The 13,679-nt window shown below is 36.2% G+C and carries 9 protein-coding genes; all 9 read left to right on the top strand.

The annotated features are described in order from the left end of the window. Nucleotides 1-75: 75 nt before the first annotated feature. Nucleotides 76-1,440, top strand: coding sequence for a glycosyltransferase (locus HND50_13105; protein NOG46174.1), 1,365 nt, complete (start codon nt 76-78; stop codon nt 1,438-1,440). Then, the gene (locus HND50_13100) at nt 1,430-2,566 is read left to right on the top strand and encodes a glycosyltransferase (GenBank protein NOG46173.1); all 1,137 of its coding nucleotides are present in this window, start codon (nt 1,430-1,432) and stop codon (nt 2,564-2,566) included. The genes HND50_13105 and HND50_13100 overlap by 11 nt, the downstream gene beginning before the upstream one ends. Next, complete coding sequence (locus HND50_13095; GenBank protein ID NOG46172.1) at nt 2,556-4,091, top strand: lipopolysaccharide biosynthesis protein; 1,536 nt, start codon at nt 2,556-2,558, stop codon at nt 4,089-4,091. The genes HND50_13100 and HND50_13095 overlap by 11 nt, the downstream gene beginning before the upstream one ends. Continuing rightward, nucleotides 4,091-5,110 carry a polysaccharide deacetylase family protein gene (locus HND50_13090; GenBank protein NOG46171.1) on the top strand — a complete coding sequence of 340 codons (1,020 nt, stop codon included), beginning with the start codon at nt 4,091-4,093 and terminating at the stop codon, nt 5,108-5,110. The genes HND50_13095 and HND50_13090 overlap by 1 nt, the downstream gene beginning before the upstream one ends. Before the next feature lie 34 nt (nt 5,111-5,144). Further along, entirely contained in the window at nt 5,145-6,176 is a 1,032-nt protein-coding gene (locus HND50_13085) for a hypothetical protein (protein NOG46170.1), read from the top strand. Between the two features lie 37 nt (nt 6,177-6,213). After that, the gene (locus HND50_13080; protein NOG46169.1) at nt 6,214-8,580 is read left to right on the top strand and encodes an alginate lyase family protein; all 2,367 of its coding nucleotides are present in this window, start codon (nt 6,214-6,216) and stop codon (nt 8,578-8,580) included. Then, nucleotides 8,580-9,650 (top strand): glycosyltransferase, encoded by a 1,071-nt coding sequence (locus tag HND50_13075; GenBank protein ID NOG46168.1) that lies wholly within the window; start codon nt 8,580-8,582, stop codon nt 9,648-9,650. The genes HND50_13080 and HND50_13075 overlap by 1 nt, the downstream gene beginning before the upstream one ends. 89 nt (nt 9,651-9,739) lie before the next feature. Continuing rightward, nucleotides 9,740-10,912, top strand: coding sequence for a glycosyltransferase family 4 protein (locus HND50_13070; protein NOG46167.1), 1,173 nt, complete (start codon nt 9,740-9,742; stop codon nt 10,910-10,912). Between the two features lie 184 nt (nt 10,913-11,096). Next, a complete protein-coding gene (locus HND50_13065) occupies nt 11,097-13,610 on the top strand; it encodes a hypothetical protein (GenBank protein NOG46166.1) in 2,514 nt (837 codons plus the stop codon). Nucleotides 13,611-13,679 lie beyond the last annotated feature (69 nt).

Below are 13,679 nucleotides of genomic sequence, written 5' to 3'. Positions count from 1 at the left end.
CCTTTTTTATCTCCTTTTAAGAATCTAATTCCATTAATTGTTAATTTACATACTTATAAGCGAATATCTACTTTCATGAAAAAAGTTCTCTTTTTAACATCCAATTTTCCTCCCAGTGCTTCCGTTGGTACACAGCGGGTTACTAAAATTTTAAAATTTATTGATCCTGAAAAATTTCAATTTTCTGTCCTTACACTAAATGAAAGTTATTATACTGAGTTTGGTACAGAAAACCTGATGGCAAAGCGAGTTCCGGATTCAATAAAAGTTTACCGTACAGATATGCTTGACCCGACCATGTTTTTTACCCGTTTAAAATCCTTCTTAACAAGGTCATCTTCAAAAAATAGCACAGGTCAATCTAAAAACAATAAAAGCAAATCATCAACTTCGACAGTTACAAAAACAAATCAGAAAGTTTCGCTTATTGGAAAAATGATTAATTCCTTTAGGGATATAATTTTTGGAATTCTGGAATTCCCTGATAAGCATATTGGTTGGATGCCAAAGGCTGTTAAAGAAGGTGTTAAGATTGTTAAAGAGCAAAATATTGATATCATTTACACGACTGCTCCACCACATTCTCTTTTTGTAATGGCACTTAAAATAAAAAAACGTACCGGTGTAAAACTGGTATTGGATTTTCGTGATCCCTGGGCTCTTTCTCGTTGGGATGCCGGGTCTGCAATCAAAACCAAATTGGAAAAATATTTAGAGCGAAAAACAATAAAGGGCGCTGACGCAGCAATTTTTGTTACTCAGAAACTCCATCAGGAATATGCAAAGTTTTACAAAAATTATAATCCTGAAAAGTTTTTCCTCTTTTTTAATGGATATGATTCGGATGATTTTAAGGATTGTGACAAAACTCATCCTGAAAATAATCCAAAACGATTTGTTCATTTGGGCTCTTTGTATAAAAAACGAAATCCTGAAAATTTGTTTCGGGCACTTAAAAATCTAAAAGATGCAGGTAAAATTAAAACAGGTGAAGTGCTGTTTGAATTTATTGGATATGTAGGCGCTGAATTAAATTTTCTTTATGCAATGTTGGAAGAATTAGATATATCTGATCTTGTTGTTTTTAAACCCTTGATTGATTTTAAGGAAAGCATACAAACCATGTTTGATGCAGATGCATTAATAATTGTACAGCCGGGAACAGATCTGCAAATACCGGCAAAGCTATTTGAATATATGTATACGCGAAGACCTATTTTGGCATTAGCAGAACATGACAGTGCCACAGACAAAGTAATTAAAGAAGCAGAATTAGGCTATGTAGCTGCTTCTCAGGATATAGCAGAAATTGAACAAGCTGTTTTGGATATGATCATAAGGATTAACTCTGGTAAATTTTCCGCTAACGAAAATTATATAGACTCATTTGACATGAAGACTTACATCAAAAAACTGGAAGAATGTCTAAATGAAATATAATCCAAACGGGAAAATCCGTGTAGCCCATATTATCAATTATCTTGCGCCTGCAGGAAAAGAAATGGGTATTGTTAAACTGCTTAATCATACTGATCCGGATAAGTTTGAAGGATATTTAATTGTTTTGGATCGCGTTTTTGACAGCTTAATCCTGGATACTGACCGGACAAAGCTGGTCTCCATTAATAAGAAAAAAGGAAATGATCCAACACTTCCCTTTCGCCTTGCTCACATCTTGAGAAAATATAAAATCGATATAGTTCATACACATGCCTGGGGTACTTTGGTCGAAGGAATTGTTGCTGCAAAAATAGCCAGAGTTCCTGTTACAATCCATGGCGAACATGGCACTTTCCATAAAGATCCTAAACGGAAATTTGTGCAAAAACTTATGTTTAAATTGTGTGATAAGCTTTTATCCGTTTCCGGAGTTTTAGCAGAGGATTTAGCCAATTCGCTTCAATTACCGCAAAACTCATTTTACCCAATTTTAAATGGTGTCGATTCTAATAAATATTTCAAAAATGAAGAGAGTCGAAAAAAATATCGTGGAGAATTATCATGTTCTGATGACACAGTTTTAATTGGTTCGGTAGGCAGGACTGTTAAAGTTAAAAACCACCAGGTTTTAATTAAAGCTGCAAAAAAGCTTAAAGAGAAAAATTTAAACTTTTTGATAACTATTATTGGAGATTCCCCGGAAAAATCACTAAGGCCCTATCTTCAGGAAGAAGTTGAAAAAGCGGGGGTTTCAGAATTAGTCAAATTCCTTGGTAATAAAAATGATGTTCCGGGTTATTTGAGTGCTTTTGATATATTTGTTTTACCATCTCTAAGCGAAGGCTGTTCAAATGTAATTCAAGAAGCCATGGCTACGGAATTACCTGTTGTTGCTTCAAATGTTGGTGGAAATCCTGAACTTGTCTCTTCAGGCAAAACAGGTTATTTGTTCGATCTGGATAACTTAGATGAATTGGTAGAAAAACTCGAAAAATTGATAACAGAAGAATTGTTACGAAAGGAAATTGGCGAACGGGCTAAAAAGGAGATGCTCAACCGTTTTTCCCTTGAAAAGATGGTTGAAAATTATGAATCCTTTTATTCTGACGCACTAAATGAAAAATGAACAAGGTTCACCCAAGGCCGATAAAGTAAAATCCAAAAGTCTGGCAGGTCAGGCAAAAAAAGGAATACTTTGGACATTGCTGCGGGCGGTTAGCAGCCAGGGTGCGCGATTTGTAGCATCCATTGTTTTGGCCAGAATATTGTTTCCGGAAGATTTTGGCATAATAGGTATTGTTCTGATTGTTACACGATTCGCACAACGGCTGGGTAATTTTGGTTTTACGCAAGTTCTGATCCAGAAAAAACTTATAGATGAAAACCATATAAGAACCACATTTACAATCAATCTGATTTTAGCTTTTTTAACAACAAGTATTATTATTATTTTTGCTCCACAGCTGGCAACAATTGTTACAAATGCAAAAGATGTTGGCCACATAGATACAATTGTTGATGTTCTGCGCGTAATTTCTTTTTCTTTTATTCTGATTAGTTTATATGCCGTTCCAAATTCCCTTCTAAAACGAGAGTTAAAGTTTAAACAAGAATCACTTATTGGGATTGTTGGCGGTGTGGTTCGTTTTCTTTCCCCAATAGGATTTGCATTATTTGGTCATGGTGTTTGGAGTATAGTTTATGGAATGTTGCTCGGCGATTTAATCCAGGTAATTGCATTTTACAGTTATTCAAAATGGAAACCGCGTATCGGCCTTAATAAAGTCGCTTTAAATAATGTTTTCTCGTTTGGCATTTGGATGAACCTACAGAGTTATGTTCAATATTTTTATAAGAACTCGGCCTATTTCTTTGTCAGCAAATTTTTGGGTTTGGGGATGTTGGGTTATTATGAACGTGCTTACAATCTGATGAATTCTCCTAGGAAAAGAGTTTCTGATATGATTAGCAGCGTTTTGTTTGCAACTTTTTCTAGAATCCAGGATGAAGAAGAACGGTTAATTTCTGCAATGCGCAAAGTAATGGGCAGTGTTGCGTTACTTACTTTTCCCCTAATGACATGGCTATATTTTGCTGCACCTTCACTTATTCCATTGGTTTATGGAGATAAATGGATTTTAACTGTCCAGCCTCTTCAAATAATGTCAATTAGTGGTTTAATTGAATCAGTAACAATGGTTTTCTACCCGGTTTTTTTAGCAAAAGGTTTGGTTAAAAACAGAACCAAAGCACACACTATTGTTTTGATCTTTCTTTTGGTGAGCCTTTTTTTCTCTGCCCAAGAAAGTATTGTTATGGTAGCCTGGGCGGTTGTAGCTACATCACTGTTTGGATTTTTTGTTAATGCTCATGAATATATCCGCAACTCCGGATGGACCTGGAAAGATAACTTTATAAGTTTAAAACCGGCAATTTCCATTAGTTTAATTATGATAGGCGTTATTTACACTTCACAATATCTCGCTTTGAACTATTTCTCTTTTGATTCTCCGGCTATGCTTATTGTAATCAGTTTAGCATCTGCTTTGGGATTTTTTGGATCAAATTACATCTTTAAATTCGCAGAGGTTGCCGAGGTTATAAATCTTGTTCGAGGTAAAAAATCTAAAAAGAGTGTAAGCGTTGCCTAATGTTTAAAAACCTCACTAAAAATTTAATATATTCAACTTTAGACTATTCAGGTATAAACCGTCTTTTCAGGCAAAAAAATGGTAAAAGTGTTTTAATTCTTACCTACCACTCAGTTTTGCCATATTCTTCCCGTTTTGATGAATTTGATTATCGTAATTGTGTTAGCACAGAGGCATTTGATGCGCAAATTAAATATCTAAAAAAGCATTATGATTTAATTACACTAAATGAAGCAGTTGAAAGACTGAATGAAAATAAGCTCGACAATATTCATGTTGTACTAACTTTTGATGATGGGTTTAAAAATAACTATGATTTTGCACTGCCCGTATTATTAGATAATAATACCAGCGCCGTTTTTTACCTTTCTACAGATTTTATTGGAAAGCAATATATGCTGTGGACTGAAAAAGTAAATGACATCATTTTAAATACCCAAAAGACAAAGTTAAAAATCCATCTTGATAAACTTGTTGATTTGGATCTCTCTTCGATTGAAAAGAGGGAGAAAGCTTCAGTATTGGTACGCACATATTTGAAGTTTAATTCAATCAATGAAGAAAACCGCGTATTGGGTGAGATGACTGAGTTAACCGGATATGATAACTGGGCAATTAAAAAAGATCCTGATCGATATGATTTTATGACCTGGGATGAGGTAAAAAAAATGCATCAGGCAGGAATGGAAATTGGATCTCATACCCACACACATACTTTGCTAAACATGATGGATGAGCAGAACTCGTTTGATGAGCTTTCTACTTCGAAAAAAGAAATAGAAACCAATCTGAATACTGATTGCAATTTGTTTAGTTATCCAAATGGAGATAAAGGCAATTTTCTTGATATTCATTTTGAGCAACTAAAAAAACTGGGTTATTCCTGTGCGACGACGCAGCTAAAAGGGTACAATAAACCAGGAGGAAATATCTTTGCTTTGAACAGAATGAATATTACGAGCAAAATGACGCTTCCGGTTTTTAAAGCAATGGTTTCCGGCAGTTACTCACTTTTATAAACTATTGGCAAAGAGCTAAAAACTATTTCATAACATGATTGATAAAACTAAAAAATTAGATTTTTCTGAAAAAATAAAAATAGCGATTGATGACATGGCCGCTCAAAAAGGCTATGATATATCTGGCTATAAAATACTTGATGTTTTAAAACGGCCCATGTCAATTGTATACAAAATAAAGTTAACCTTTCATAAATCAGATAGTTTTATCATATATTTAAAACACAATACAACCCACTCACATCAAAATAAGCCACAACTATCAGAAAGAGACCATGAAACAACTTTGTTTTGGTGGGAGAAATTTGAAAAGAGTGATAAATACAATGTTGTTGAACCGCTCTATATCGACTCCATCGAACACATTCTCATAAGCAAAGAAAGTAAAGGTTATGATATAAGTGTTTACTTAACAAAAACGGCACAAATGTTTCCATCGCCCAGGGCGCAAACAGTTATTATGGAAATGATTTCACTTGTGGGAGGCTGGCTGAAATATTTTCAGTCCGTTACTGTTGATGATGAAAAAGGCAGTGAAGAAATAAGTTTAGAGTTTATAAACCAATATATAAATCAGCGCATGGACAGAATTATTGAGAAAACAAAAATTGGTTTCGATGAGAGCATGCGTAACAGGGTAAATACTTATATTTCTGATTTATGGCAAAAAGTAGGTGATGAGCGCAATCTGAGATGTTATCTTCATTCTGATTTATCACTTTCTAATGTTTTATATAATGATAATAAAATAACAGTTCTAGACTTTACCAAAAGATTAAGCGGATCGCCATATAAAGACCTGACACGTTTTTACCATCAATTAACAATATTGGGACTTAAACCTACTTTCCAAACCAAATTTATCCGCTACCTTGAATCTGAATTTTTACGTGGTTATGGAAACCCCAGGATTATGGATGAGCCACTGTTTAAAATCTATTTAATGACCCATATTATTAACCATCTTGGAAAGAGTGCACGATATTGGGAGCAGTCTTTTCTTTCTGGTTTATATAACCGCTGGGTGGTGTATAAAACAATGAAAAAATTAAAAACCCTTGTGTAGCTAATCTCACCGTCCACTTAAATCGACTATTTTAATTATGGCCCTATCTTCAAAATTTAAAAAAATATTTCGCATGTCTGTTGCCGAACTTCGCTTCAGAATATGGGAGCAAATCCGTATTCGTCGTGAAAAGGCAAATGCCGAAAACGAATTAAAAACGGTATCAAACCCAGAATTTAATTTCTTTGAAAATGGGAAAGGCGAATTATTTAAAAAATATAGTGAGGGTGATCTAAATTCTCTTTTTTTTGATAAGAATTTTATTCGAACCATTTCTGAACCTCTGAATGAGAATAAAAAGGAAGAGTTTAAAAAGCAGTTTCCGGAAGAATATACAGAATCCATTAAAAGGGCAGATACGCTTTTGAAGAATGAGTTTGCTTTTTTAGGAGTAAAATTCACTTTGCCCGATCCCATTCCATGGCAGTCTGATCCGGTTTCATTAAATCCTTATCCACAGGGTTTTTATCGAAATATAAATATTTTTACAAATGAAAATGCCGGAGATATTAAACACGTCTGGGAAGTAAATCGACTGCAATATTTGATCGAGCTGTCTAAAGCATATTATTTGTCCGATGAAGAAAAATATAAGAATAAATTTGATGCTCTTATTTTAGATTGGGTTGAAAAAAATCCATATAAAATGGGTGTTGCATGGGCAAGCGCTTTGGAAGTTGGCGTCCGTGCTACTGCACTTGTATGGGCGTTACACTTTTACATGGCAGGTAGCAAGCAGGATGTAAATGTTGTAAAAAATATCATAAAACTATTGTATTTATGTGGTACCTATCTTTCTGAAAATTTATCAATTTATTTTAGTCCTTATAATCATTTGATTGGAGAAACAGCCGGTTTGTTTATGGTTGGCTATTTATTCCCCGGTTTTAAGGAAGCGGCCAAATGGGAAAAACAGGCCTGGGATATTTTAGCGGATCAGGCTGGAAAACAATTTCATAGTGATGGTGCTTCTGTTGAACAAGCCACATTTTATCATCATTTTACATTGGGGTTTTACCTGCAGGCAATTGCCTTAAAAAATCTTAATAATGATTTAATTCCGGATGCACTGAAAGCCCAGGTTGAGAAGGCCCTTGAGTTTGCCATGATTATGACAAAACCGGATGGAACGCTTCCTTACATGGGCGACATTGATGATGCGCGGTCCATATATTTCCGCCATCCGACAAATTGGAACTTCCTGTCTTATCAAACAATGGGTTCAATTTGGTTTAACCGTTCTGATATGAAATACACAGCTAAAAAATTCCAGGAAGAAGCTTTTTGGATGTTGTCAGATGATGAGCAGAATATTTTTCATTCATTGAAAAGCCAGTCTCCAGAACGAAGCACCGTTTTTCTTGAAGAGAGCGGATATAATGTTTTTCGTTCCGGATATGGAAATGAAAGCCACTATTCACACATGGATTGCGGTCCAATAGCCCACGGCGTTTTTCATGATGAAACACCTTCAGCGGCACATGGCCACGCTGACCTGCTGGCAATTGAACTAGCGGCTTTTGGAGATTCATATCTGGTTGATCCGGGTTTTTCAAATTATCGTGGAGATTTTGACTGGCATTGTTATTTCCGCAGTACAGCAGCTCACAATACGATTGAATTAAATGGCGAATCGCAAGCAAAACAAGGAGGAATTCTTGTTTGGAGCCATGCACCAAAATATAAAGTTTTACAACAAATTGACGGCAATTTATTAAAGGGTGTTTGTGCCGAACATTATGGCTATGTCCGTCAGGAAGATAAGCCAATTCACCGCCGCCATTTTGCATTTGTTGATAAAACGTTTTGGGTCGTTTTTGATGAAATATATTCAAACGAGAGTTCTGGAAAAGTGCATTCTGTAAAACCACATTTTCATTTTAATAATGATATCGATGTTAACATAAATGATGAAAAGAATATAATTGAGGCGAAAGGACAGAAGTCGTCTTTATCAATAAATATGTTCTCATTTAATGATGCGGAAATAAAACTCTTGTCCACAAAAGGTGGTAAAAATGCAGAAGATGGCTGGATATCACCAACATATCGTGCTGTGGAGCCGGCATCTGTTGTTTCCGCAGAGGTTAAAACTCAGCTTCCATTAAAACTTATATCCGTTTACGTACCCAATCTTGATACCGCGAAAGACAAATTGGAAATATCAACAGACGAAAATGACATAATTGTCTCCAATTCTACTTCAAGCTATAAAATTCATCTTTATAAGGATGAGAAGAAAAAGTTAGTAACCCAGGGATATGAACTTTGGGGTGATGTGGTTATAACCACCAAGGGAGATAAAAAGAAGTTGACTGTTTTAAATTTGAAAACCATTACTAAAAATGGAATGGAAAATAAATCATCACAATATATTTTTGAAATGGAACAAGGAGAGCAATAGTGGCCAAGGAACCTACAAAAATTTTACATATAACTTCTTATCCACCACCAAGAGCCGGTTGGGGCATGCGTGTTTATTTTCTAAAACAGGAAATGGAAAAAAACGGTGATGTATGTGAAGTCTTAAATATTGGTAAAGGCCGTTTTATAACAGATGCTGATTTCGTACCGGTTTTAGGAAGTTTAGACTACATAAAAAAAGTATTTCGCTTCCGTCTAAAAGGGTTTCTAATTCACCATCATCTTAACGGAGACTCGCCAAAGGGATTTGTTTTAACCTTTTTGTCTTTAACAATCAGCTTGTTAACATTTCGACGCCCGGTTATAACTTTTCATGCCGGTCCTGTTCAGCTTTATTTTCCTAAATACAAGGCTCCTAAATTAACATTGGTTTACAAATATATTTTTAGCGTTTCAAAATATATTGTGTGTAATAACGAAGCTGTAAAAAATAATATTATGACGTATGGAGTAAATGGAAAAAAAATTGTTCCAATCCAGGCGTTTAGTACTCAATATATGCAGTTTGAAGAGCAACCTTTAACTCCGGAACTTGATGAGATTTTTTCAAATCATTTTCCTGCAATTGTTTGTTATGCTGCGTACCGGCCTGAGTTTTTTCTGGAAGACATGGTTACAGCTTTTGCTAAATTTCATAAAGAAAAACCGGACAGTCGTTTGATAATGATGGGCCAAACACTTGGATCGGAAAAAATTAAAGAGCAAATGGAAGAGCTGGGATTTCTTGATGCGGTTCATTTTGCCGGGGATATGGATCATGACCAGTTTCTAACATTGCTATCAAAATCAACGTTTTATCTCCGCACACCGTTCAAAGATGGTGTTTCAAGTTCTGTACTTGAATCGCTTTCATTAAATACACCGGTCGTCGCCTGCGAAAATGGTTCTCGCCCGGAAGGTGTTATAAAATATGAGAACCAAAATATTGATGATATGGTAAAGGTTATGCTTCATACCGTGGACAACATTGATGACATAAAGAAAAACCTAAAAGCCCCTCCAATTCCGGACACTATTTCTACGGAAATAGAGCTAATTAAGAAGGCATAAGTCTAAAGATTAAAGACAAAAAAATAGAGATTTAAAACAGCTTCTCAATAATTTAATATCCCTTTAATAACTTTTAATTGAAAAAAACAATGCGCATACTTTATCATCACAGAACCTTAGGCGATGGCGCCGAAGGAATTCACATCCAATCGATTGTAAATTGCCTTAAAGACCAAGGCCATGAAGTCCGGGTTGCATCGCTCGTCGGCGAACAAACACAATTTCGTACTTCACAGGAAGCAAAAGAATCAAAATGGGATAAAATTAAAAATATTATCCCCAAACCGGTTTACGAGCTTGCTGAGATTGCATACAATCTAAAGGGCAAAAGTATGTTGATGTCTGCAATTAAAGATTTTAAACCTGATATAATCTATGACCGCTATGCGCATTTTAGTTTTTCTGCATTATGGGCAGCAAAAAAAGCAGGTTTACCTTTAATTCTGGAAATAAATTCACCATACTCCATCCAAAAAAGGCAATGGGAAAAAGTGTACTTTCCCGGTCTTTCAAAAATGGGTGAGCAGAAAATATTTGCAGCGGCCCCGAGAATAATTGTTGTATCTTCGCCGTTAAAGCAAATAGTTGCAGATTATGGCGTTGATACAGGTAAAGTGACAGTTTTGCCAAATGGAACAGATGCAACGAGGTTTGATCCGCATTTGGATGCATCTGCGCTCAAGAAAGAATTAAGTCTGGAAGGAAAAACAATACTGGGCTTTGTTGGCATTTTACGCTCTTGGCATAATATTGATAAACTGATCAATATTTTGGAAGATATTGATTTGAAGAAAATGAATGCTGCAATGGTTTTTCTTGGTGATGGCCCAAGTTATGATGAGCTTGTTGCTTACAACAAAGAAAAAGGAAATGAAGAAACAATCCGGTTTTTGGGCAGGGTGCAACATAACGAAATTCAAAAGTACATTGCTATGTTTGATATTGCAATCAGCCCGCACGCAACTCCTTACTCATCACCAATGAAAATATTGGAATACATGGCCATGGAAAAAGCCATCCTTGCTCCGGATATGCCCAATATTAAAGATATGATAGAAAATGGGAAAAATGGTGTATTGTTTACACCGGATGATGCAGATTCCCTAAAAAAGAACTTACTTCAATTGATTGAAAATAATGAGTCTCGTATTAAAGTTGGTAAACAGGCCCGGCAAGATGTTTTAGAAAAATTTACATGGTCGAACAATGCCCGTTTAACGGCAGAAATTGCCGAAGACTTGGTTTCTGATTACATGAGCTAATATTTTTTGTGCATGAATTACCCAAAAAGTAATACTTTTAAAAAGAACAGAAGCTTATTGATTTTAGCTGACCCCATTAAACTTGCAACATATTGCCATTCTTAAAAAAAGAAAACGTAAAAAATGGTTTGGCACCTTTATTGTATGATAAGAAACACTATGCCAACTAAAATGGATTTTAAAAATGACATATCTTAAAAAACTCCTGATTCAAACAATCCTTGCTATTTTCATCTTTAACCCGTTGTTAGCAATTGACCCTAAAGATGGCAGTCCCTTAAAAAATAGATCTCATCCACGGATGCATCTTACAGAAGCTTCTATTCCACAAATGAGACAAATTCTTTCGACTTATTTTAAATCAGAATATCAGGAATATGTTAATTGGGCAGCAAATGCACCAGACAATGATGACTATAACATTCTCCATGAAGCAGGTCACGATCCACTACGTGCACTTTTAATTCACCAGGCATTTATCGCAGCAGTTGGTACTGTTCCTGGCATTTCATACCCAATTTCTTTTGAGCAATATGCCCAGCGTGCAATAAACAGGCTCAATTCAAGACTTAGTTCAGGAGATGAAGTTGCCTATGCAGCAGCTTTAGCTTATGACTGGAGTTTCAATTTTATGACAGAGTCTGAACGCTCAACAATTGCCGGAAAAATGAGGACCGCTAAAGTAGCTCATAAAGTATTTGATATAAGTGTCGCCAATCCACAGCTTGATCCTGAACAGATGTTCAGCAGTAAATATTATGAAACGGCCCAGCCCTGGTATATTGGATTGGCACTTTGGGGTGATGGATATGTCGATGCTGATGCAGATAAAGCCGTTGATACTTTTTATGATGACATGCTGAACTGGGGTTATCTTGATGCAAAAAATTTCGTTGCCGGAAATTCTGGTGGCTTTTCAGAGTGGGTTGGATATTCCAGCTGGCATCCAAGGACTCACATGCTAAACGTTGATGCCTGGAGAACTGCGACTGGGGAAAACTATGTTACGGATTTGCAAGGCGAAGCAAATGGAAATGCCTTGTTAAATTATCCGGCTTTTATGGTTACAGCGATGGATCCTCATAAATATTTTAACCAGCACTATTCCTATGTTAGGCATGGCGGTGCAGAGACAACTGATCCTTCATTTGAACACCGCTCCATGTTAGAGCAAATGCACTTTTTACCGCGGATGTTAGCTGAATCGGGCTATGCTGATGAAGCTGGATTGCTTAGGCATATTATTGAAACATATGATGTTGGTTTTCCAACATATCCTCATTTTTATTTATGGGCATTTTTAGGGGCCTACCAATCTAATCCAAGTAAATCTCCTGCTGATTTAAACCTACCAAAATCAAGATGGACAAAAAACCTTGGGACCTTTTTTGCCCGCACAGGATTTGGCAACCCGGCAGATGGAGTTTTTTCTGCTGCGCACAGCCATTTTAGATTTGATGGTCATAAGGGTTCAGATGATTTCCCGGGTTTTACCCTAGCTAAATTTGGCACATTAGTTAACACGCGAAATGTTGCACACAGAGGGTACGGGAATTTAAATGATTATACAGGTGCCAGACAATACAATGAAGTTTATTTCGAAGGGGGCAATGAGGAATTTGGAGGTCAAACCCAAAGCCATAAATCAATGGATGAACCTCATGAGGTTCAGGATGCGGCAAATGGCGCAGGCGATTACGATTGGGGCGGATTTGAGCAGATTTCCCGAAAAGAAGATTATTTTTACCATGGACGGGTTAATAACAACAGAGGGTTTGAATCCGGTGTATCACATACCAGGGAATACGTCTGGTTGCCAGGATCTGATCCAGAAAATGATTCAGACTTTTTGGTTGTTTACGACAGAACCACATCATCATCTGATCCGGAATGGGTTTACCATGTTCCCTGGGAGCCATCAGGAGTTAGCTACACATCAACAGAAAGTATGGATGGCGGAAGCAGAGTAGGCGATGCTTATATTGGCAGTAATGTGATTATAAAAGAATTAAACAGCCTGGGTGGCCCAAGAGATAATGATGGCGGAAATCAGGATTACACAGGAGGTGGAGTAGCCCATGGTGTACTTTTTGCAAAAACACTCTTACCTGATCAGGCTCGCGTTGAAGCAACAAGGGTTTCAAGTTTTGATAGTGATGTAATAAAGAGACAGCATCATCTTGCCATAAAATCACATCGCTGGCAAATTTCTGTTAAGCCCACTGATTCGCAAACAAATCAAAAATTCTTAAACATAATGCAAACTGCAGATGCAAACAAAGTAACATCGATGGCAGCAAATGAGTTGATTACTGTTGGTAGTGCTATGCATGGCGTTTTTGTAACAAGAGAAAATAGCTCCAGACCAAACTATGTTGTTATGTTTAATCAATCTGAGGGCGTTAATACAAATGTTGTTACATACTCTATTGATGGTAATGGCAGTACACGTCATATTATTACCGGTTTAGAACCCTACACAACTTATGATATTACATATGGCGGTAATACTATTTCTAAAATAACTGAGCCTGATATGCAATTTTGGGATTATAAAGGGGTTGACACAAATACAAAAACAGGTGTGCTCTATTTCGAAAACACCTTATCCGGAAATGCAACTTTTATGATTACTAAATCGGGTGAGCAAGACGAGACGCCTCCCGGGAAAACAACTGGTTTTAATATCAAACCTTAAAAACTACATTCTACTTTTTTATCTACTATTTCAAAAACACAAATTATCTAATTGATTCCATCTCTAATA

Source organism: Calditrichota bacterium, assembly GCA_013112635.1.
In the GTDB taxonomy this organism is placed as follows: domain Bacteria; phylum Calditrichota; class Calditrichia; order Calditrichales; family J004; genus JABFGF01.
Note: the sequence above shows the minus strand (reverse complement) of the source record. Positions and strands in the feature narration are given on the sequence as shown.

Coding starts and splice junctions, on each gene's coding strand:
- HND50_13105 (NOG46174.1), top strand. CDS start 76: ATGAAAAAAGTTCTCTTTTTAACATCCAATTTTCCTCCCAGTGCTTCC.
- HND50_13100 (NOG46173.1), top strand. CDS start 1,430: ATGAAATATAATCCAAACGGGAAAATCCGTGTAGCCCATATTATCAAT.
- HND50_13095 (NOG46172.1), top strand. CDS start 2,556: ATGAAAAATGAACAAGGTTCACCCAAGGCCGATAAAGTAAAATCCAAA.
- HND50_13090 (NOG46171.1), top strand. CDS start 4,091: ATGTTTAAAAACCTCACTAAAAATTTAATATATTCAACTTTAGACTAT.
- HND50_13085 (NOG46170.1), top strand. CDS start 5,145: ATGATTGATAAAACTAAAAAATTAGATTTTTCTGAAAAAATAAAAATA.
- HND50_13080 (NOG46169.1), top strand. CDS start 6,214: ATGGCCCTATCTTCAAAATTTAAAAAAATATTTCGCATGTCTGTTGCC.
- HND50_13070 (NOG46167.1), top strand. CDS start 9,740: ATGCGCATACTTTATCATCACAGAACCTTAGGCGATGGCGCCGAAGGA.
- HND50_13065 (NOG46166.1), top strand. CDS start 11,097: ATGACATATCTTAAAAAACTCCTGATTCAAACAATCCTTGCTATTTTC.